The organism is Stenotrophomonas sp. STEN038 (assembly GCF_056759895.1).
This window is the reverse complement of the sequence record NZ_JBRRDW010000027.1, coordinates 38,891-60,337: the sequence shown is the minus strand read 5'-3', so window position 1 is coordinate 60,337 and position 21,447 is coordinate 38,891. Positions and strand designations below refer to the sequence as shown.

Genomic DNA, 21,447 nt, shown 5'->3' with positions numbered 1-21,447 from the left:
GGCTCGGCTCTACAGCCGTTGCTGATACCTGTCGCCACCTGCAGCAATGCCTTTGCAGCATCGCGGGGCGATAATGGCCGCCTGCCCATTGTTGCCGAGACATCCATGCGCCCACTCCTGTTGCCCGCCCTGTTGCTGGCCTGCGCGCCATTTGCGGCAAGTGCCTCCTGCGTTGACGGCACGGTATTCCTCGACAGCAACGGCAATGGCCGCCAGGACGCGGGTGAAAAGCCGCTGGCGGGCATCCGGGTATCCGATGGCGAGCACATCGTCAGCAGCGGCCCGGATGGTCGCTATCAGCTGCCTGCCTCCAGCCAGGCCAACATCTTCATCATCAAGCCAGCGGGCTACAGCGCTGCCAAACGCGCCGACGGCCTGCCGGACATCTGGCGTGCAGAGGCAGGCGAGGGCGAGGGCCAATGCCGCCCGTTTGCACTTAAGCCAGAGAAGAATGCCCCCGCAAGCTTCCAGGCCCTGCTGCTGGCAGACAGCCAGACCAGCACCGCGCTGGACGTCAGCTATTTCGAGCGCGACATCATCGAACCGCTGCGCGGCAAGCATCAGGCACGCATGGGCATGACCCTGGGCGACATCACCAATGACGACCCCAGTCTCTATCCGGCACTGACCAAGGCGGTCACTTCGCTGGGCGTGCCGTGGCTGCATGTCCCCGGCAACCACGACATGGATCTGGGTGCCAGCAGCGATGCTGATTCACTGGCCAGCTATCACCGCCAACTCGGCCCCGACACCTATGCCTGGGAAGAGACTTCGATGGTGTTCATCGGCATGGATGACATCATCGCCCAACCCGGGCAGAAGCCGGCGTATGTCGGCGGTCTGCGCGAGGACCAGTTCGCCTTCCTCGAGGCCTATCTGCCGACCATCCCGAAGGACAAGCTGGTGGTGCTGGGCTTCCATATCCCGCTGTTCGACCACGTCTACCGCGCCGAAGATCGGGCACGGTTATTCAAGCTGCTGGAGCAGGTGCCGCATCCGCTGATCGTCAGCGGGCACACCCACAACCAGAGCCAGGTGTTCTGGGGCGCTGCACAGGGTTGGAATGGTGCCCAGCCGCTGCACGAGTACAACGTAGGCGCTGCCTGCGGCGCGTTCTGGTCAGGGATCAAGGATGCCCAGGGCATTCCTGATACCACCATGGCCGACGGCACGCCGAATGGTTATGGTTTGCTCAATGTGCGGCCGCAAGGCCAGTACAGCGTGGAGTACCGGGTTGCCCGCGCGCCGGCGGATCGGCAGATCGCCTTGCATGCGCCGAAGGTGCTGCGGCAGGGTGCGTACCCGGCCTGGGGAATCTACGCCAATGTCTTCATGGGCTATGAAGGTTTGCCGGTGGAGTTCCGTGTCGATGGCGGTGAATGGCAGCCGATGAAGCAGGTCAAGCAGGCCGACCCGCACTTGTTGGTGGAGAACATCGCGGATGATCTGGCCAGTGAGCTGCGTGGCTACGACCGCTCGCCCGAAGCCGTGCCTTCCAGCCATTTGTGGCGCGCGGCGTTGCCGACAAAGCTCAGCGAGGGAGAGCATGCGGTGGAAGTGCGCACCACTTTGAATGGTGTGGAGTACCGGAGCAACACCAGCTACCGCTTGCAGACCGCACAGCCGTAGTAGCTGCGGCTATTGTGGGAGCGGTGTGAGCCGCGAAGCCTGGGACGCGTCTGGTTCGGGTATTTTGTAATTTGACAATCTACGAGCTTCGCGGCATACGCCGCTCCTACAAACGCAGGGTGCACGGACGTCATGTGTTGGAAGACAGCGGCAGTCAAATCTACGATTCTCTGCATGGCATTTGCTACGGCCGGTTGCGGCTTTCCGCTGCCTGGCAGGCAATTCAATGTCGAGCCGATGGACCCTGCTCGCAAGCTGATCGGGCAGGTGCAAGGGCAGGGTGCCAGCAGCCCGTTGCTGGGCAGCGAGGTGCTGGTCGAAGGCATCGTGGTGCGTAACCTGATGGGCGACAGCGATGACATCGGTCAGGAGCTCAAGGAAACCCTGGGCGAAGGCGATCGTGGCACGCCCACGATCGGTTGGTTCCTGCAGGACGAGGGCGATGGCAACCCGGCCACATCCGATGGGGTGTTCGTGCTGGATCAGGGCTACGACACCTCGATCAACATGCCGGCCGAGGCTGAGTTCACCATGCGCATGGGGTCGCGACTTCGCACCGGTGATCGTGTAGCCGTACGTGGCACGGTGGTGGAGTTGCCTCAGCAGCAGGTAGCTGATCAGCCACGCAGTACCGGTCATCGGATTTCGCGCGGCGAAGCGGGTGGGACGGTTACCGCCATCGCAGCGATGTCGCTGACGCTTGTCGCCTCTGATGAGCGCGCTGCAGCCATCGTACCTGTCACCGCTGCAGGCAATGGTGACGATGAGTCCCGCGAAGGCATGCGGCTCTAAAACGCCATTGTTACAGCGAACGCCGGCCGTCGCCGGCAAGCAGGACGCTGCAAGCGGCTATCAGGGCTCGCTCGCGATCAGATCACATGCACAAAAAAGCCTCCCCGTTTCCGGGGAGGCTTTCAGGGATCACGCCTGAAGCATCACGCTTCCGGCTTGGCGTCACGCAGTTCGCGGCGCAGGATCTTGCCGACGTTTGTCTTGGGCAGTTCCTTGCGGAACTCGACGATGCGCGGATGCTTGTAGCCGGTGAGATTGGCGCGTGCGAATTCCTTCACCTGTTCTTCGGTGAGGTTGGGGTCCTTCTTCACGATGACCACCTTCACCACTTCGCCCGACTTCTCGTTGGGAGCACCAACGGCAGCAACTTCCAGAATGCCCGGCATCATCGCCAGCACGTCTTCGATTTCATTCGGGTAGACGTTGAAGCCGGACACCAGAATCATGTCCTTCTTGCGGTCGACGATGTAGAAGAAGCCGTTTTCGTCCATGCGTGCCATGTCGCCGGTATGCAGCCAGCCGTCGGCATCCATGACCTTGTCGGTCTCGTCCTGGCGATGCCAGTAGCCCTTCATCACCTGCGGGCCGCGGATGCACAGTTCGCCCACTTCACCCAATGCCACCATCTGGCCGTCGTCGTTCTTGACGCAGGCATCGGTGGACGGGATCGGCAGGCCAATGGCGCCGTTGTACTCCTTCAGGTCCAGCGGGTTGATACAGGCTGCCGGTGAGGTTTCGGTCAGGCCGTAGGCTTCCACCAGGGTGACGCCAGTGACCTTCTTCCACTTGTCAGCCACGGCGCGCTGCACGGCCATGCCGCCGCCGAGCGCAACCTTGAGGTTGGAGAAGTCGACTTCGTCGAAGCCCTCGGTATTGAGCAGGCCGTTGAACAAGGTGTTGACGCCGGTGATGGCGGTGAAGCGGTTGTTCTTCAGCTCCTTGACGAAGCCCTTCATGTCACGCGGGTTGGTGATCAGGTAATTCAAGCCGCCCAGCTTCATGAAGACCAGGCCGTTCGCCGTCAACGCGAAGATGTGGTACAGCGGCAGCGCGGTGATGATCACTTCCTCGCCGGGCTTGACGCCCGAGGCGCTGATCCAGGCCGAGGCCTGCTGCATGTTGGCGATCAGGTTGCGGTGGGTCAGCATCGCGCCCTTGGCCACGCCGGTGGTGCCGCCGGTGTACTGCAGGAAGGCGATGTCCTCGTGGTCCACCTCGACCACCGGCATGCTATGGCGCTTGCCGAGCTTCAGCGCATCCTTGAAGCGGATGGCTTTGGGCAGGTCGTAGTCCGGCACCATCTTCTTCACGTACTTCAGTACGAAGTTGACGATGGGGCCCTTGGGGAAGCCGAGCATGTCGCCCAAGCCGGTGGTGATGACCTGCTTGACCGGCGTATCGGCGATGACCTGCTGCACGGTCTCGCCGAAGTTGTCGACCACCAGCAGCACGGAGACGCCGGCATCGACCAGCTGGTGCTTGAGCTCGCGCGCGGTGTACAGCGGGTTGACGTTCACCACGGTCAGGCCGGCGCGCAGGATGCCGAAGATGGCGATCGGGTACTGCAGGCAGTTGGGCATCATGATCGCAACGCGATCGCCCTTCTTCAGCTGCAGCTCGCCCAGCAGGTAGGCGGCGAACTGGGTGACCAGAGCGTCCGCTTCGCCATAGGTCAGGACCTTGCCGAAGTTGGAGTAGGCCGGGCGATCACGGAACTTGGCGACCGAGGCATTGAAGACATCGGCGACGGAGTGGAATTCGTTGACGTCGATTTCAGCCGGTACACCAGCCGGGTAGCTCTGCAGCCAAGGACGTTCTTGCGTCATCTTCCCCTCCAGGAAATGGAATGATCTAGTGGTCAGGCCCGATCATCGGGCACCGGCGTTATTGTTGCCAGCATACCGTTCCGAATTGAAAAGGCGAAGGGATAGATGATGCGATCAGTCTTCAACTGCGTGCTTTGTGCGGTGATCATGCTTTTGCTGGTCGCTTGCGGCCGCGAACCACCGGAACAGCGTCTACGCGAAAGTTTTGCTGCAATGCAAAAAAGTGTTGAGGCGGGCAAGCCCAGCGGCTTCATGGACGGAGTGGCCGAAGACTTCGTTGGTAACGAGGGCTTGGACCGCGCCGGGATGGAGCGGCTGTTGCGCGGGCAGCTGCTGCTAAACACCAAGGTAGGTGTGCAGACCGGGCCACTGCGGGTGGAGATGGGCGAGGGTGATACTGCGACGGTGCGCTTCACCGTACTGCTGACCGGCGGCAACCAGGGGGTGCTGCCCGAGCGTGGGCAGATGCAGGAGGTGGTGACTGGCTGGCGAGAGCAGGATGGGGAGTGGCAGGTGTATAGCGCGGATTGGGGGCCTGTTGGTGGGGAAGGGTGACTTGCTTGCCTGGTAGGCGATTGAAGGATTTGGAGCTTTAGAGCGCAAAGGCACCCCTCCCCAGCCCTCCCCTTGGCTGCGCCAAAGGGAGGGAGACAAGCCAGGGCTGCTCTGCCCCCTCCCTTTGGCGTAGCCAAGGGGAGGGTTGGGGAGGGGTGCTCTTGCTTCAGCTGCAAAACGACAGTCAACCAAAAAAAGAACGCCCCAAAAAGGGGCGTTCTTTCTACTCAACAATCAACGAAGCAAATCAAGCAACTTTCTTAGCCGCCAGCTGCCGCAATACATACTGCAACAAGCCACCATTACGGAAGTACTCAACCTCCTTGGGCGTCAGCAGCAGCACCTTGGCGGTAAAGCTCTTGCGGCTACCATCGGCCTTGGTCGCAGTAACCGTTGCAGTCTTGGCCTTGCCATCCTCCAGCCCGGTTACATCAAACACTTCCGAGCCATCCAGCCCCAAGGTCTGCGCGTTCTCACCGTCATGGAACTGCAGTGGCAGCACGCCCATGCCGACCAGGTTGGAGCGGTGGATGCGCTCGAAGCTCTCGGCGATCACCGCCTTGACCCCCAGCAGGTTGGTGCCCTTGGCGGCCCAGTCGCGCGATGAGCCAGTGCCATATTCCTTGCCAGCCAACACCACCAGCGGCACGCCATCGGCCTTGTACTTCATCGCCGCGTCGTAGATCGCCAGCTTCTCGCCGGTATTGCTGCCCGGGGCGTAGTACAGCGTGTTGCCGCCTTCTTCGCCGCCGAACATCAGGTTCTTGATGCGGATGTTGGCAAAGGTGCCGCGCACCATCACATCGTCATTGCCGCGGCGGCTGCCGTAGCTGTTGAAGTCGGCTGGCTGTACGCCACGCGACTGCAGGAAGCGGCCTGCCGGTGAATCCTTCTTGATATTGCCGGCCGGGGAGATGTGGTCGGTGGTGATGGAGTCACCAAACAGCCCCATCACCCGCGCGCCATGCACATCGCTGATGCTGCCGACCTGCATGGTCATGCCGTCGAAGTAGGGCGGGTTCTTGATGTAGGTCGAATCGCTGTTCCATTCGTAGGCCTGGCCTTCCGGCGATTCGATCTGCGCCCAGCGGGTGTCACCCTTGAAAACATCGGCGTAGTTCTGCTTGAACATCTCCGGGCCGACGGTGGCGGCGATGGTGTCGCCGATTTCCTTGTTGCTCGGCCAGATGTCACGCAGGTAGACGTCCTGGCCGTCGCTGCCCTTGCCCAGCGGTTCCTTGCTCAAGTCGATGCGGACCGTGCCGGCGATGGCGTAGGCGACCACCAGCGGCGGCGAGGCCAGGTAGTTGGCCTTCACTTCCGGGTGCACGCGGCCTTCGAAGTTGCGGTTGCCCGACAGCACCGAGGCCACCACGAGGTCACCGGCGGCAATGCCGGCGCTGACTTCGGTGGGTAGCGGGCCGGAGTTGCCGATGCAGGTGGTGCAGCCGTAGCCGACCACGAAGAAGCCGAGCTTCTCCAGGTCCGGCAGGACGCCGGCTTTTTCCAGATAGTCGGTGACCACGCGCGAGCCCGGTCCAAGCGAGGTCTTGACCCACGGCTTGGCCTTGAGACCCAGCCGTGCCGCGTTGCGGGCGAGCAGGCCGGCGCCCAGCATCACCGCCGGGTTGGAAGTGTTGGTGCACGACGTAATGGCGGCGATCACCACTGCGCCATCCTTCAGGCGCATGGCTTGTTCGTTGATCACGATGTCGGCATGGCCCTTGGCCAGCTGCTCGTTGCCAACCGCTGCACCGCCGCCTTCGTTGATGAAGTCGGCGACGTCGCCATTGCGCTGCTCGCGGTGGCTGGTCAGGCCTTTCAGTGCTTCGGTGAAGTTGCTGTGCACGTCTTCCAGCAGGACGCGGTCCTGCGGGCGCTTGGGGCCGGCCATTGATGGCTTGACCTCGGCCATGTCCAGTTCCAGCGTGGCGCTGTACTGCGCATGCGGGCTGTTGGCGTCGTGCCACAGGCCCTGCGCCTTTGCGTAGGCTTCGACCAGGTTGATCTGCGCATCACTGCGGCCGGACAGGCGCAGGTAGTTCAGCGATTCGGCGTCGATCGGGAAGATGCCGCAGGTAGCGCCGTACTCCGGGGCCATGTTGGCGATGGTGGCGCGGTCGGCCAGCGGCAGGTGCTGCAGACCCTCGCCATAAAACTCGACGAACTTGCCGACCACGCCGAGCGTGCGCAGCATCTGGGTGACGGTCAAAACGAGGTCGGTGGCGGTGGTGCCTTCGGGCAGCTTGCCGGTCAACTTGAAGCCGACCACCTGCGGGATCAGCATCGAGGAGGGCTGGCCCAGCATCGCGGCCTCGGCCTCGATGCCGCCGACGCCCCAGCCGAGCACGCCGATGCCGTTGATCATGGTGGTGTGCGAGTCGGTACCGAACACGGTGTCCGGGAAGGCCCAGTTGCTGCCGTCGATCTGCCGTTCCATCACCACGCGGGCGAGGTTTTCCAGGTTGACCTGGTGGACGATGCCGGTGTTCGGTGGCACCACCTTGAAGTTCTCGAAGGCCTTCTGGCCCCAGCGCAGGAAGCTGTAGCGTTCCTGGTTGCGCTCGAATTCGATCTTGCCGTTGAGGTCCAGTGCGTCCGGGCGGCCGAACACGTCTACCTGCACGGAATGGTCGATGACCAGTTCGGAGGGAATCAGCGGGTTGATCTGCTCGGCCTTGCCGCCCAGCTTGGTGACCGCATCACGCATCGCGGCAAGGTCGACCACGCAGGGCACGCCGGTGAAATCCTGTAGCACCACGCGCGCCGGCATGAAGGCGATTTCGGTATCCGGTTCGGCCTTGGGGTTCCAGCGGGCGATGGCTTCGATGTGATCAGGGCCTACGGTCTGGCCGCCGTCCTCGTGCCGGAGCAGGTTCTCCAGCAGGATCTTCATCGAGTAGGGAAGGTGGGAGATGTCGAACTTCTGACCGAGCTTGGGAAGGCTGCAGTAGGTGTACTGCTGGCCGCCAACCTCCAGTTGGCTACGGGTGGAGAATGTATCGCTCATACCGCTGACTCCTTTTAGTGCAGATGGCTTGCGGCGGCGCCGGGGCGCTGCGCGGGCTTTTCAGAGCCATGGGCCCTGTCAGGTGAATACTGTTCCGAGTATGGACGAAGCATCCGCCGTCGGGCGCATGGTTGCTGGCCACAGTTTAGGCAACGGCTTGTTGCGCGCATGTAACGGTGTGCACCCGCGGACACAGTAGTGCCGAGCCATGCTCGGCAGGGGCATTGCCAGCAGGAACTGGCAGACCAAGGAGATCTGGTTTGTGGGAGCGGCGTAAGCCGCGAAGCCGCAGCTGCACCGGACAGCAAAGGGCTACCCCTCCCCAACCCTCCCCTTGGCTGCGCCAAAGGGAGGGGGTAGTGCCGAGCCGCGCTCGGGAGGGGTTTTACCGGCAACGCCCCAGCCGAGCATGGCTCGGCACTACAGGTGAAGCTCAGCCGAGCATGGCTCGGCTCTACAGGGGATGGCTGGGGTATGTCGGCCGAAGTATGTATAATTCGTACATACTTCATTGGAGGTCCCATGGAAGCCACCGTAGCTGAACGCGGGCAGATCACCTTGCCCAAGGCCGTACGTGACGCGCTGGGCCTGACCAAGGGCACCCAGCTCAAGGTTGAGCTGGATGGCAGCCGTATCATCCTGCGCAAGAGCGTGGACGATGCCATTTCCCGCGCCCGCGGCAAGTTCGCGCTGGACGGGTTTGAATCGGCCGAACAGGCCGTGCGGACCGTCCGTGACGAGGCCGGCGAGGCATGATGATCGCCGTTGATTCCCCGGTCCTGATCGAGCTGCTCAGCGACGGCCCCCGTGCCGACGCGGTGGAGGCCTGCCTGCGGCAGGCCTTGGTCGGCGGCCGGGTGGTCCTCTGCGGTACCACGCTGGCCGAAATCTGCGCCTCGCTGCGCGGTGGCGCAGAGGTGCAGGGTGCTCTGGAGGAAATGGGTGTCCATTTCAATCCGCTGGAAGCCAAATCCGCGTTGCGTGCCGGCGAGATGCACCGCCGCCACCGGCAGCGCAGCGGCGATACCCGCCGCATCGACGATTTCATGGTGGGCGCGCATGCACTGCTGCAGTGCGATGGCCTGATCACCTGGAACGACACGTTTTATCGCGATTACTTCAAGGGCTTGAAGCTGATCGTGCCGCAAGCCTGAGCCCATCCACTTTTTAACCGTTACACCCGGGAGTTGTCATGTTGGAAGCCTACCGCCACCACGTAGCCGAGCGCGCCGCGCTTGGCATCCCGCCGTTGCCGCTCACTGCACAGCAGACGGCCGACGTCATTGAACTGCTGAAGAACCCGCCGGCTGGCGAAGCCGAGTTCCTGGTCGATCTGATCACCAACCGCGTGCCGGCTGGTGTCGATGATGCTGCCAAGGTCAAGGCCTCGTACCTGGCCGCCATCGCCTTCGGCAGCGAGAAGAACGCACTGATCAGCCGTGAGCGCGCTACCGAACTGCTGGGCACCATGCTCGGTGGTTACAACGTCGCGCCGCTGATCCAGCTGCTGGACGACGCCGCAGTCGGCGCCATCGCCGCTGAAGGCCTGAAGCACACCTTGCTGGTGTTCGATGCATTCCACGACGTGCAGGAAAAGGCCAAGGCCGGCAACGCCAATGCACAGGGCGTGCTGCAGAGCTGGGCCGATGCCGAGTGGTTCACCAGCAAGCCGGAAGTGCCGCAGAGCCTGACCATCACCGTGTTCAAGGTGCCGGGCGAAACCAATACCGACGATCTGTCGCCGGCACCGGACGCCACCACCCGTCCTGACATCCCGATGCACGCGCTGGCGATGCTGAAGAACAAGCGTCCGGATGCCCCGTTCGTGCCGGAAGAAGACGGCAAGCGCGGCCCGATCCAGGAAATCCTGTCGCTGAAGGACAAGGGTCACCTGGTTGCCTACGTCGGCGACGTTGTCGGCACCGGCTCCAGCCGCAAGTCCGCCACCAACTCGGTGCTGTGGTTCACCGGTGAAGACATCCCCTTCATCCCGAACAAGCGCTTCGGTGGCGTGTGCCTGGGTTCGAAGATCGCCCCGATCTTCTACAACACCATGGAAGACGCCGGCGCACTGCCGATCGAGCTGGACGTGTCGCAGATGGAGCACGGCGATGTTGTCGAGCTGCGTCCGTACGACGGCAAGGCACTGAAGAACGGCGAAGTAATCGCTGAATTCCAGGTCAAGAGCGACGTGCTGTTCGACGAAGTGCGCGCCGGTGGCCGCATTCCGCTGATCATCGGCCGTGGCCTGACCGCCAAGGCGCGTGAAGCGCTGGGTCTGCCGGTCACCGACCTGTTCCGCCTGCCGGTGCAACCGGCCGACACCGGCAAGGGTTACTCGCTGGCACAGAAGATGGTTGGCCGCGCCTGTGGCCTGCCGGAAGGCAAGGGTATGCGCCCGGGCACCTACTGCGAACCGAAGATGACCTCGGTGGGCTCGCAGGACACCACCGGTCCGATGACCCGTGACGAGCTGAAGGACCTGGCTTGCCTGGGCTTCTCGGCCGACCTGGTGATGCAGTCGTTCTGCCACACCGCTGCCTACCCGAAGCCGGTGGACGTCAAGACCCACCACACCCTGCCGGAGTTCATCTCCACCCGTGGCGGCGTCTCGCTGCGTCCGGGCGATGGCGTGATCCACAGCTGGCTCAACCGCATGCTGCTGCCGGACACCGTCGGTACCGGCGGTGACTCGCACACCCGTTTCCCGGTCGGCATCTCGTTCCCGGCCGGTTCGGGCCTGGTCGCCTTCGCTGCTGCCACCGGCGTCATGCCGCTGGACATGCCGGAGTCGGTGCTGGTGCGCTTCAAGGGCAAGATGCAGCCGGGCGTGACCCTGCGTGACCTGGTCAACGCTATCCCGCTGTACGCGATCAAGTCCGGTCTGCTGACCGTGGCCAAGGCTGGCAAGAAGAACATCTTCTCCGGCCGCATCCTGGAAATCGAAGGTCTGCCGGACCTGAAGGTCGAGCAGGCGTTCGAACTGTCTGATGCCTCGGCCGAGCGTTCGGCTGCTGGTTGCTCGGTGCACCTGAACAAGGAGCCGATCATCGAGTACCTGACGAGCAACATCACCCTGCTGAAGTGGATGATTGCCGAGGGTTACCAGGACGCCCGTTCGCTGGCCCGCCGCATCGAGAAGATGGAAGCATGGCTGGCCAACCCCGAACTGCTGCAGGGTGACGCGGATGCTGAGTACGCCGCCATCATTGAAATCGACCTGGCCGACATCCACGAGCCGATCGTGGCCTGCCCGAACGATCCGGATGACGTGAAGACCCTATCGGAAGTGGCTGGTGCCAAGATCGACGAAGTGTTCATCGGTTCGTGCATGACCAACATCGGTCACTTCCGTGCCGCCGCCAAGCTGCTGGAAGGCAAGCGCGACATCCCGACCCGTCTGTGGGTTGCACCGCCGACCAAGATGGACGCCTCCGAGCTGACCAAGGAAGGCGTGTACGGCACCTTCGGTTCCGCTGGCGCACGTATGGAAATGCCGGGCTGCTCGCTGTGCATGGGCAACCAGGCGCAGATCCGCGAAGGCTCCACCGCGATGTCGACCTCGACCCGTAACTTCCCGAACCGTCTGGGCCGCAACACCAACGTGTACCTGGGTTCGGCCGAACTGGCCGCGATCTGCTCGCGTCTGGGTCGCATCCCGACCAAGGAGGAGTACATGGCCGACGTTGACGTGCTGGATTCGGCAGGCGCCGAGATCTACCGCTACATGAACTTCGACCAGATCAGCGATTACAAGGACGTGGCCGATTCGGTCAACGCCTGAGTTGTAGCTGAGCAGTAAAGGTTGAACGGAAAACCCCGGCGTAAGCCGGGGTTTTTTGTTGCCGAAGAACACCAGTAATTGTTGTTGCTTTTGTGGGAGCGGCGTCAGTCGCGAAGCCGATGCACCAGCAGATTGCAAAGTGTGCGGTTCTTTGTTGCCCCAGCATCGCGGCTGACGCCGCTCCCACAAACAAAACTTGCAGCTTTGTAGGAGCGGCGTAAGCCGCGAAGCTGATGGATTGGCAGGTTGCGGAGTGCACGGTTCTTCGTTGCCCCCAGCTTCGCGGCTGACGCCGCTCCTACAAACGCAGAAAACCCTGCGTGGCCCGGGAAAGCACAGCGCGGCTGGGAGGTACCGTTCTTGGCGGAAAGTACCTGGGGAGCCCCAGTCGCGCTGTGCTTGCCGGGACCACGCAAGGTGGTGCCTGCCTGCGGCGATTACCGTTCGCGGAACGCTTCGCGTGCCTTCAGTACTGGCTTGAGCAGGTACTCCAGTACAGTCTTCTCGCCGGTGCGGATCTCCACTGAGGCGATCATGCCCGGGATGATCGGCAGCTCTTTGCCACCGGCTTCCAGTGCACTTTTGTCGGTAAGCACGGTCACCCGGTAATAGGTGCTGTCAGGACGACCAGCGCCACCTTTCTCTTCGTCTTTCAACGTGTCCGGGCTGATCAACTCAACTTTGCCATCCAGGCCGCCATAGATGCCATAGTCATATGCGGTTATCTTCACCTTCGCTGGCAAGCCTGGCCGCAGGAATGCTACGTCGGAAGGGCGGATCTTGCCTTCCACCAGCAACTGGTCTTCCAAGGGCACGATTTCCAGAATGTGCTCGCCCGGCTGGATCACGCCTCCGACGGTATTCACCCGCACGTTCTTTACCGTGCCTCGGACTGGCGCGGTAATCGTGGTGCGCTCGACCACGTCGGCGCGACCGACCAGGTTTTCGCTGGTCTGCGACAGCTCCATCTCCAGCTTGACCAGCTCGGAGTTGGCATCGGAACGATAGCGGTTGCGACGCTCGACGATTTGCGAGCGGATGTCATTGGCCTGCCTACGCATGCGCAGCAGTTCCACGTCCGAAAGCAAACCCTTGGAGGCCAGCGGCTGAGCAAGATTGATCTCGCGCATGGACAGCGCGTAGCTTTGCTCCAGCGACGCAACCCCTTCTTCAAGGGCGCGACGACGGGCATTGAATGCACGGGTTTCGCTGGCGACTTCTTCTTCGAATTCGCTGACCTGTGCATCGAATACCAATGGCTCACCATAGGCTTCGGCACGCAGCCGGGCAATGGTAGCCTTGAGCGAGATGATCTTGCGCAGGGCTTCGCGGTAGCTGGCATTGGCGCGGGTTGGGTCGATCTTAAGCAGTATCTGGCCGCGTTCGACCACGTCGCCTTCCTGCGCGGACATCTCTGCCAGGATGCCGCCTTCCAGACTCTGGATGATCTGCTCGCGGCTCCTGGAGACAATCTTGGCTTCACCCTTGGTGATCTCCTCAACGCGGGCGAAATGTGCCCATGTGATGCCGGCAAGGAGGACCAGCAGCATCAGGTAGGTGACGATGCGCGAGCCCGGCGTTGTCTGGGCGAGCAGGGATTCGGAGACATCGTCCATGAACGCCGCATCGGCAGCGCTGATCGATGCAGTGTGGTTTTTGGGCTTCCTCCAGTGCAGCATCACTGCACCTCCTGTTGCTGCGGTTTTCCATGGCGGACACGTGCCGGCGCAGGCCGGATTGTGGCCGCAGCACCGCCTGCTGTTGGGGGTTTTGCCGCGCCCGGAACTGCAGCGGCGAAACCAAGAGATGCGGTTGCAGTTGCTGGTGCAGCGCCCGGTGCACGCGTCTCGCTATTGGCGTTGGTGCTGAGCGCGGCGAGTACATCGGCCTTAGCTCCGTCGGCAACGACGCGGCCGTTATCCATAACGATCACTCGTTCCACCAGGTTGAGCAACGAAGGTCGGTGGGTGACCAATACCAGCGTTTGGCCCTGGGTTGCGCGATGCAGGTGTTCGAGGAACTGGGCTTCCGTCTGTGCGTCCATTGCGCTGGTGGGCTCATCCATCAGCAACAGGCGCGGACGAGCGAGCAGGGTTCTGGCCAGCGAGATCAGCTGGCGCTGTCCGCCAGATACGCCATCTCCATTCTCCCCTATGGGCAGGTTGACGCCGCGGGGATGCGCAGCGGCAAATTGATCGAGACCGGTCAGCCGCAACACACGCATGAACTCGTCCACGCTGGCATCCGGACAACCCAGCATCACGTTCTCGCGCAAGGTGCCATGGAACAGGCGTGCTTCCTGGCTGACGAAGCCGACCGCCTTGCGCCAATCGGCAGGATCAATCTGATCGACATCCAGACCGCCGCTGAAGATCTGCCCTTCGGTTTGGGAGTACAGGCGCGACATCACCCGCAACAAGGTCGATTTTCCGCTGCCTATGCGGCCAAGGATAGCAACGCGCTCTCCCGGGGCGATGGATAGATTGATATCGGTCAGCACCGGCGGATTAGGCTGCATGGGTGGAGCGGGGTAGGAGAAGCCGACTTTCTTCAGTGCGATCTGTCCACTCAGGTCTGGACCTGGTAAATAGTCCCGAGTCGGGTCGCGATCCTGCGGCATCTCCATCAGCTTGTTCAACGATTCCAGCGCAGCCTTGGCCTGCTGGAAGCGCACGGCCAGGCCGATCACCTGTCCAAGCGGTGCGGTTGCACGGCCGGCCAGCATGACGGTGCCGATCAACGCGCCCATGCTGAGCGTACCCGCGGTGATCAGATAGACGCCGGTGATGACCAGTGCCACCGTCTGCAGCTGCTGTAGCAAGGCGACGGTACCCGTGGCTATGCTGGACAGGCGCCGCGACTTCATCGAGGTGGCCGACTGCAGAGCACTGAAGTGCTGCCAACGGCGCTGCATGTTGGCAGCGCCGCCTGTGGACTTGAGCGTCTCCATGCCTTCAATGGATTCGATAAGCACACCCTGTTTGAGCGAAGACTCACGCAGGTTCTCCTTCATCACGTTGGCCAACGGCCACTGGATGCTCAGGGAAACGATGATGATCAGCGGCAGGATCATCAACGGAATCCAACCCAACGGGCCTCCAATGGCAAAAATGACGCCGACGAACATCAATACGAACGGAAGGTCGGAAATTGCCGCCAGGGTAGCCGAGGTAGCAAAGTCGCGTACTGACTCGAATTCCCGCAACTGATTGGCGAAGCTGCCGGACGAAGCAGGTTTGTGTTCCATCTTCACCGACAGCGCCTGGCGGAACAGCATTGCGCCCAGCAGCAGATCGGCCTTCTTCGCGGCCACATCCAATAGGTGCGCGCGCACAAAGCGGATGACGGCCTCGAATACCATCGCGATGATCACACCAATGCCGAGCGACCACAGTGTGACGAAGGCCTGGTTGGGCACCACACGGTCGTAGACGTTCATGGTGAAGAAGATACTGGCCAATGCCAGTACATTGGCAAGTACGGCGGCAATGGCGGCGCTGCGGTAATAGCGACGGTAACGCCACAAGGTACTGAACAGCCAGTGTCCCTTGGCTGCCGGCAGCGCGTCGCCGGCACGATTGTCTACATGGGCACGGGGCTTTACCAGGATGGCGTGGCCGGCGTAGATCGCGTGCAGGTCGTCATGCGAGAGATCAACGGGCTCCGCGGAGACTTCTGGAAGAATGATCGTGTAATGCAGCTGGCGCTTGTTCTCCTCGTTGCTGACCTCCCTGCGTTCCAGCAAAACACAGCCACCTTGTTGCTTGCGCAGGAGGATGATCGGCATCACCTGTGAAGGTAGCTGTGCCAGAGCGCGCTTCACCACGCCACCGGTCACGCCGGCGTTGCTCAATGCTTGCAAAGCCAGTGAGGACGACAGCGTGCCGTTCCACGGTAAGCCGACAACCAATGCGGCTGGGCTGCGGCTCACGCCGTAGTGATCACACATCCAGGAAACGCTCTGCAGCAACGTGTCCTCGGTGTTTGTCTGGTCTTGTGTCATCGCTGCTTCTTTGTCAGCCGCAGTGTTTGTAGTGGTCATGGCAGATCCAGAGGGATGCATCTGCGATAGCAGATGGGTGCTATCCAGGAGTGCGATCAGATAACCGCGCTCGAGGAGGAGCGGAAGTCTGCGGTTGATCAGGTTGTTGGCGAATAGGATCGGTCCCAAATGCGCGCTGCTAGTTTGGCGCCAAGTGCGGGTCCGATTTCCAGTTCCTGCACAGCGCAGAAATTCCCGCTCTGTTGCAGCGGGTTTCTGCTCAGCGTTGCAATTCGAACGCATGGGAGGTTTGCCGGCTACCTGCAGCAACAGGCGTGAGGGCGGGTTGCGCAGACGTGAGTAATGGACGTTGGTCTGCACTTGTTGATGTCGATCATCACAACGGTTGATGTAGTGCGCGCAGCGCTGTCCTTGATTCAATCTTCAGGACTATCCCTATATGGGGGCTTGGTCTTGAAGCCTATTGTCGTGGCGAACTGTACGAACTGTACGAACGGTACGAACTGCCGACGAAGCAATCGGCAGCTGTTCCGAAGTTACTTCATCAGTGATTGTTCGAAGTGACGACTATGTTTGATCGCAGTATCAGTGCTTTGGTTTCGCCACTAAAACTGATGATTGATCAGTTCGGCAGGAAAGCTACGAATTTCTCAGCTGGCCTCCAATATCCAAGGGCCATTAGTGAAACTTTTACGTGGGCAACAATAACGGTGATCGAACATGACAGCGATGATATCGGTGATTGGTGGTGGGTCTGTGATCAGCTCACAGCGGCTCGTAGCGGGGGCGATCGGAAATGCTGCGCGTATCAAAGCGGCCGAAGGTGTCCGCTACGTACTGGAGAACCAAATTTTGTCCAGCGCGGCTGAGATCAACGTCACCCGGGTTGGCGATAGCCTGGCTTTGCAGCACAGAATTGACGGCGCTGCACCTGCGTGCTTGGTTATCGAAGGTTTCTATGCTTGCCCGGCGCAATTGCAAGGTCTTGGTGTCGATGGCAAATACACGGACTATCAAGCCATCACTGCGGCTGGTTTCGTCACTGTCGATGAGCTGGGCGATGGCGAAACTTCAATGATTTCTCTCGTAACCGCGATCTCCGAGCTGACGTTGACGACCCTTGAAAACACAGGCGCTGGAGACTCGGCGATTGGCAGTGCACTGTCAGCTGTGCCTGCAATGGCTGCTGGGTTTTCACTGGGAACAGCTGAGGGTGTTGCTGCCGACGACCAGGGCGAGACTGCGCTGGCTGCGAACAATCGAGCAGTAGTGGGGGAGGTTGCTGCCGTTTCATCTGGCTGCCAAGAGCCAACCGTTGGTAGATCGATGGCATTGGGCGATGTGGTTGCTTTCGGCAAGCCCGACACTGCGGCTGCTGGTACGGCTGCAAATCCAGATGGAAGTGCTGAGCAGGCTTCAATGCGATGGATACGGGCCGCGTCCAATGCAGAGCCGGGCGGTTCCGCAGCGGGTTTCTCTGCCGGCCATGCTCCGGTCATCGACGCCATTCTGGATGGTGAGGGTGCAATTCAGGGCGTAGTTGAAAATGGCGGTAACACCGATGACGGCAGGCCAACTGTCGTTGGCAAGGCCGATCCAGGCGTGTTGGTCTACATCTATCGCGGCGTGGAGCTGATGGGGCAGGTTGTATCGGGTGCAAACGGTGAGTGGTCGTTCAGGCCGAGGTTGCCATTCCCCGATGGTCGCCATGCAATAAGCATCATTCTCGAATATCCGGATGGTGACGTCAGCGACTTCTCTGATCCATATGTGATCTTCGTGGATCGGACGGTTCCTGAAGCGCCCCTCATTGTTGGTATGCTGGATGATCAAGGTCGCATCACCGGTAATATCACCGAAGGCATGATCACGGACGATGATCGTCCCACCATTAATGGCACTGCCGAAGCTCACGCCACAGTGATTGTCTATGACAAGGGCAAGGAGATTGGTCGCACACTGGTCGGGTCTGACGGAAGCTGGAGCTTTACGCCTGAGCACGGGTTGGCTGATGGGGTGCACATTCTGAGCTATGCCGCAGTGGATCGCGCCGGCAATGGCAGTGAGCGCACCGCCGTGTCCGAGTTCGTTGTGGATACACGTCCTGAAAAGATCAACATCTATTACGCGGAGGATGACGTAGGTGGCGTGATCGACGAGGTATTCAATGGCGGTGTAACCGATGACAGTACACCAACGTTGTTTGGAACAGCCACGGCCGGCGGGGTTGTCAAAATCTACGAAGGTAGCGTGCTTTTGGGGCAGGCCATCGCCGATGTCGATGGAACTTGGCAGTTCACGCCGGCTGTTGCACTGAACGAGGGCACGCACAGCTTGCAAGCGACGGTGACCTTGGTCGCCAAGGGCGAGAGCGAGCGTGGCAAGCCGTTCAAACTGACCGTGGACGTGACCTCGCCTGAAAAGCCCAGCATCGAGCAGGTGCTGGACGACGTGGGTTTGCTGCAGGGCGTGTTGCAGAATGGTGCGATCACCGATGACAACAAACCGACCCTTCTGGGCAAGGCCGAAGCCGGCAGTACAGTGCACATCTATGATGGCAGCATGCTGCTGGGTAGCGTGCTCGCTGATGCCACAGGCAAGTGGACATACACGCCCGACATGGCGCTTGCTGATGGCAAATATGGGCTCGCCGTGGCTGCCGAGGACGCGGCTGGCAATCAGAGCGGGCTTTCGGAAGTGTTTGAGATCGCTATCGTTGCCGTTCAGGCTGCAACGCCGAGCATCGATCGCGTCTACGACGATGCTGGTAGCAGGACCGGCAATCTGGCGATGGGCGAGGAAACCGATGACTACCGTCCAGACATCAGCGGCACGGCGGAGGCGGGCAGTGCCGTCATCATCAAGGATCACGGCATTGAGATCGGTCGCGTGCTGGCGGATGCAGGGGGCGTGTGGACCTTCACGCCGCAGCTGGATCTGGTAGAGGGTGCACACCGGCTCACTGCAGAATCGATGGGCGTAGCAGGCAACATCAGCATGCCATCGGACCAGTTCGACTTCATCGTTGCGCAGAATGGTGACGACCATCCGCGGGAACTTCGGACTGCGGATACGATGAGCATCAATGCGATCGTCGTGATCGACAACTCGCCAAGTATGGCGGGGGCACCCTTGCGGTCAGTGCAGACTACGTTGAAGTTGTTGGCGGCTGAGTACCTCGGTGTAGCCAATGGTCAAGCTGTGACGCTGACACTGCTGAGCATGACCAATAGTGCACCGATGAAGTACACCTTCAGCAGCGAAGCGGATGCTGACTACGCCAGGTATATTGCTGCGGTGTATTCGCTGTCTGGAAATGGCGGCGCTAGCTACGAGCAGACCATTCTGGCAGCTGCGAACAGCATCAAAGCAGCGCATCTAGCCAACGACGGTGCGAACCAGGTGTTCATCCTTGGTGATACGGAAAATAGCCTTTCGCAGGCTACTGCGGAAAAATGGCAAGCCATGCTGCTCAATCCCACTGGTAATGAAGTTTTGGATGTCCCGATCGTTTCCACGCCAATTAGTGTGACGCCGTTCTATCCGAGCTCCGAGTACTCCTTCCATTGGTTGGCCACGGGCGGCAAAGCCATCGAACTGCCTTCGCCGGAACGGTTGCCGGATGTCCTTCTGGGGGCAGTGATCGGTGACCGCGTCTCTGGAAATCTCCTGGACAACGATGCCAAATTGACCCGTGACGGCAATGAGTATCTGAATCAGATCACGTTCGATGGGGGCGTGTTTCGCATTGCCGCCAACAACTCGCTGGTCATGACGAACGTCAGCGTCAATGTGAAAGGAATCTATGATTCGGCAATCGGACTGCTTAGCATCACTACGGAGAGCGGTACGCTGGAGGTCTATATGTATGCGTCCGCCGCTCATCAGGCAGGCGACTACGTGTACAAGTCAAAGTTCTCGCAGTTGTACCACGGTGAGGGCATAAAAGAAGAGACCTTTGGCTATATGGCGCTTGACATACATGGTGTTTCGCAGTCAGCCAACTTGTACATCCGTCTGGAGCCTTCCGCTGACCACAACCTGCTGAAGATCGACACGCTCGGCAAGGACACGGGTGTGCAAGGCGATTTTCTGACCGCCGATGGCAGTGCAGGGCGGGAGGTCACGGGAACATTGTCACGGCCTCTGGCAAGCAGTCTGAAAGTGCAGGTATCAGTGGATGGCGGCAAGACCTGGTTGGACGCCGTGACGCATGGAAAACACTGGACCTTCATCGACATGTCGGACCATTCAAGCAGCTGGGGCTTGCAGGTACGCGTAAGCGATGGCGTTAACCATGGTACCCAGGTGCTGGTACAGGAGGTGACGCTGGCAGAGCCTTCGGCAGCGCCGATCATCACCAGCATTCCGGAGGCTGCAAGCATTTACACCTCGGCGTTGGCACGGGACGGTTCGGAGATGACTGTGTCGCTTGCTGCCACCGGTGCAAAGGCAGGCGACAATGTACACATCCAGTGGGGAACCAGTACCTACGACCAGATACTGACCCCACTGAACATCAGCAATGGCTTTGTCATCCTCAATGTGCCGGCATCGGTTACGTACTCCACGGCGAGCTACAACTACGATTTCTCAGTAACCGCGCAGATCATCGGCCAGGACGGTTCCATCGGCGCGCAGTCGACGCCGTACAGCGTCGTGGGAACGTATACCCGGGCTTTGCTGAGCGACATGCTGCAGCTTGCGCCGGTGGATGATGTCTACACGGGCAATGGCTTCGTCGTGACGACGACGGGCAGTTTGGCCAAGACCGTTGCTACGACCAATAGTCTGGCCGGTTTGACCTTGCGCGATCCCCTGCAGGCAAACGCAACGTTCACACTGAACAAGTCCGCGGACCAGATAACGCTGCGCCTGAGTGGCGCCGACAACGCACTGGGGGCGCAGATCCGCGTGTTCGATGAGAGCGGGAATCTTCTTCACCAGCAGACCGTCTTTGGTGATGCAACAGCGCGACATACGGCAAATTTCACTTGGACCAAGAGCGGGTTGGCGGACATCGGCTCGTTCACCGTAACTGCAATGAGTTCCAGTGTGACCTTGGATTCGTTCAGTCAGTACGTGGTCACGCATACGGAAGACAGGCGTGACCAGCACCTGATCGATGCCCTTGCAGAGACATTCCATGGCTCGGCAGCGGGTGACGTTGTTTCACTCTCGCTGTACGCACATACCTACTTTGGGCAGGCTACCGCGGCCGTTCACGGTGGTGCTGGAATCGACACTTTGAAGATCGCTGGCGCCTATCATCTGCTGGATATGACCGCAGCGGGCAGCAAGATCAGTTCGATGGAAGTCATTGATCTGACGGGTAGCGGAAACAATACGCTGACGCTGAATCTGTCGGACGTGCTGCGGAATGGTGGCACGAACATCTTCCACGCTGGCGACGCGGTTCGCGTGCAGATGATGGTCAAGGGCAATGCGGGTGACAGGGTCAATCTTAGCGATCTGCTCACCGGAAACATCGATCACGGCGACTGGGTGAAGAGCACCGCTGTGGTGAGCGAAGGAGTGACCTATGACGCTTTCCAGCACTCCTCCTTGGCTGCGGAATTGCTGGTTCAGCAGGGTGTGAGCGTGGTGGTAATGAACTCCGCGATGGTGGGGGCTGCAGAGTTCTCGGTTGCACCCGCGCTCGGTGTGCTATCGGAGGTCTTGGCGGCGGTCGATGATGAGTTCTTCCCTTCGCCAACCTTGGCGTATGGCAGAGGCGGCAGCGTGGTGAACGATGTTGACTTCAATCATGCGCATGGCTTCGGGCTGGATACGCAGGACTATAGGCTGGAAGCTTATTGATAGAACAAGGCAGCGGCGCTTATCGTTG

11 protein-coding genes are annotated in these 21,447 nt (G+C 60.7%); 7 read left to right on the top strand and 4 right to left on the bottom strand.

Annotated features, from left to right (window positions below; translation table 11 throughout):
* Window positions 1-105: 105 nt before the first annotated feature.
* Both ACVOLS_RS12590 and ACVOLS_RS12585 read left to right on the top strand, forming a co-directional pair.
* A complete protein-coding gene (locus tag ACVOLS_RS12590; protein WP_481545861.1) occupies window positions 106-1,629 on the top strand; it encodes a calcineurin-like phosphoesterase C-terminal domain-containing protein in 1,524 nt (507 codons plus the stop codon).
* 174 nt (window positions 1,630-1,803) lie between these two features.
* Entirely contained in the window at window positions 1,804-2,421 is a 618-nt protein-coding gene (locus tag ACVOLS_RS12585; protein WP_481545860.1) for a single stranded DNA-binding domain-containing protein, read from the top strand.
* A 143-nt stretch (window positions 2,422-2,564) separates the two neighbouring features.
* Here the strand turns inward: ACVOLS_RS12585 and ACVOLS_RS12580 are convergent, their stop codons facing one another.
* On the bottom strand, window positions 2,565-4,247 hold the full coding sequence (locus tag ACVOLS_RS12580) for a long-chain fatty acid--CoA ligase (RefSeq protein ID WP_481545859.1): 1,683 nt from the start codon (window positions 4,245-4,247) through the stop codon (window positions 2,565-2,567).
* Between the two features lie 105 nt (window positions 4,248-4,352).
* Here ACVOLS_RS12580 and ACVOLS_RS12575 point away from each other — a divergent pair, with 105 nt between their 5' ends.
* Window positions 4,353-4,802: a nuclear transport factor 2 family protein gene (locus tag ACVOLS_RS12575; RefSeq protein WP_481545858.1), complete on the top strand. Its 450-nt coding sequence runs from the start codon at window positions 4,353-4,355 to the stop codon at window positions 4,800-4,802.
* A 247-nt stretch (window positions 4,803-5,049) separates the two neighbouring features.
* Here ACVOLS_RS12575 and acnA read toward each other — a convergent pair whose 3' ends face one another.
* Complete coding sequence (gene acnA / locus ACVOLS_RS12570; RefSeq protein WP_481545857.1) at window positions 5,050-7,812, bottom strand: aconitate hydratase AcnA; 2,763 nt, start codon at window positions 7,810-7,812, stop codon at window positions 5,050-5,052.
* A 522-nt stretch (window positions 7,813-8,334) separates the two neighbouring features.
* On the opposite strand from acnA, the gene ACVOLS_RS12565 reads away from it, so the two are divergent.
* From ACVOLS_RS12565 to acnB, 3 genes are read left to right on the top strand one after another with little or no spacing between them, the layout of a single operon-like run.
* Window positions 8,335-8,568: an AbrB/MazE/SpoVT family DNA-binding domain-containing protein gene (locus ACVOLS_RS12565; protein ID WP_481535712.1), complete on the top strand. Its 234-nt coding sequence runs from the start codon at window positions 8,335-8,337 to the stop codon at window positions 8,566-8,568.
* Window positions 8,568-8,966, top strand: a complete 399-nt coding sequence (locus ACVOLS_RS12560; RefSeq protein ID WP_282271408.1) for a type II toxin-antitoxin system VapC family toxin — start codon at window positions 8,568-8,570, stop codon at window positions 8,964-8,966. Before ACVOLS_RS12565 ends, ACVOLS_RS12560 begins: the two co-directional genes overlap by 1 nt.
* 38 nt (window positions 8,967-9,004) lie before the next feature.
* Window positions 9,005-11,596 (top strand): bifunctional aconitate hydratase 2/2-methylisocitrate dehydratase, encoded by a 2,592-nt coding sequence (gene acnB, locus ACVOLS_RS12555; RefSeq protein WP_481545856.1) that lies wholly within the window; start codon window positions 9,005-9,007, stop codon window positions 11,594-11,596.
* A gap of 437 nt (window positions 11,597-12,033) precedes the next feature.
* Here acnB and ACVOLS_RS12550 read toward each other — a convergent pair whose 3' ends face one another.
* Complete coding sequence (locus tag ACVOLS_RS12550; protein ID WP_481545855.1) at window positions 12,034-13,275, bottom strand: HlyD family type I secretion periplasmic adaptor subunit; 1,242 nt, start codon at window positions 13,273-13,275, stop codon at window positions 12,034-12,036.
* On the bottom strand, window positions 13,275-15,638 hold the full coding sequence (locus ACVOLS_RS12545; protein ID WP_481545854.1) for a type I secretion system permease/ATPase: 2,364 nt from the start codon (window positions 15,636-15,638) through the stop codon (window positions 13,275-13,277). The genes ACVOLS_RS12550 and ACVOLS_RS12545 overlap by 1 nt, the downstream gene beginning before the upstream one ends.
* A gap of 681 nt (window positions 15,639-16,319) precedes the next feature.
* Between ACVOLS_RS12545 and ACVOLS_RS12540 the strand changes: the two genes are divergently transcribed.
* Window positions 16,320-21,419, top strand: a complete 5,100-nt coding sequence (locus ACVOLS_RS12540) for an Ig-like domain-containing protein (RefSeq protein ID WP_481545853.1) — start codon at window positions 16,320-16,322, stop codon at window positions 21,417-21,419.
* Window positions 21,420-21,447: the final 28 nt, after the last annotated feature.

Excerpts from the sequence above, each read along its gene's own strand:
- acnA (WP_481545857.1), bottom strand. The coding sequence starts at position 7,812 with ATGAGCGATACATTCTCCACCCGTAGCCAACTGGAGGTTGGCGGCCAG.
- ACVOLS_RS12560 (WP_282271408.1), top strand. The coding sequence starts at position 8,568 with ATGATCGCCGTTGATTCCCCGGTCCTGATCGAGCTGCTCAGCGACGGC.
- ACVOLS_RS12550 (WP_481545855.1), bottom strand. The coding sequence starts at position 13,275 with ATGCTGCACTGGAGGAAGCCCAAAAACCACACTGCATCGATCAGCGCT.
- acnB (WP_481545856.1), top strand. The coding sequence starts at position 9,005 with ATGTTGGAAGCCTACCGCCACCACGTAGCCGAGCGCGCCGCGCTTGGC.
- ACVOLS_RS12575 (WP_481545858.1), top strand. The coding sequence starts at position 4,353 with ATGATGCGATCAGTCTTCAACTGCGTGCTTTGTGCGGTGATCATGCTT.
- ACVOLS_RS12590 (WP_481545861.1), top strand. The coding sequence starts at position 106 with ATGCGCCCACTCCTGTTGCCCGCCCTGTTGCTGGCCTGCGCGCCATTT.
- ACVOLS_RS12540 (WP_481545853.1), top strand. The coding sequence starts at position 16,320 with ATGACAGCGATGATATCGGTGATTGGTGGTGGGTCTGTGATCAGCTCA.
- ACVOLS_RS12580 (WP_481545859.1), bottom strand. The coding sequence starts at position 4,247 with ATGACGCAAGAACGTCCTTGGCTGCAGAGCTACCCGGCTGGTGTACCG.
- ACVOLS_RS12565 (WP_481535712.1), top strand. The coding sequence starts at position 8,335 with ATGGAAGCCACCGTAGCTGAACGCGGGCAGATCACCTTGCCCAAGGCC.
- ACVOLS_RS12545 (WP_481545854.1), bottom strand. The coding sequence starts at position 15,638 with ATGACCACTACAAACACTGCGGCTGACAAAGAAGCAGCGATGACACAA.
- ACVOLS_RS12585 (WP_481545860.1), top strand. The coding sequence starts at position 1,804 with ATGGCATTTGCTACGGCCGGTTGCGGCTTTCCGCTGCCTGGCAGGCAA.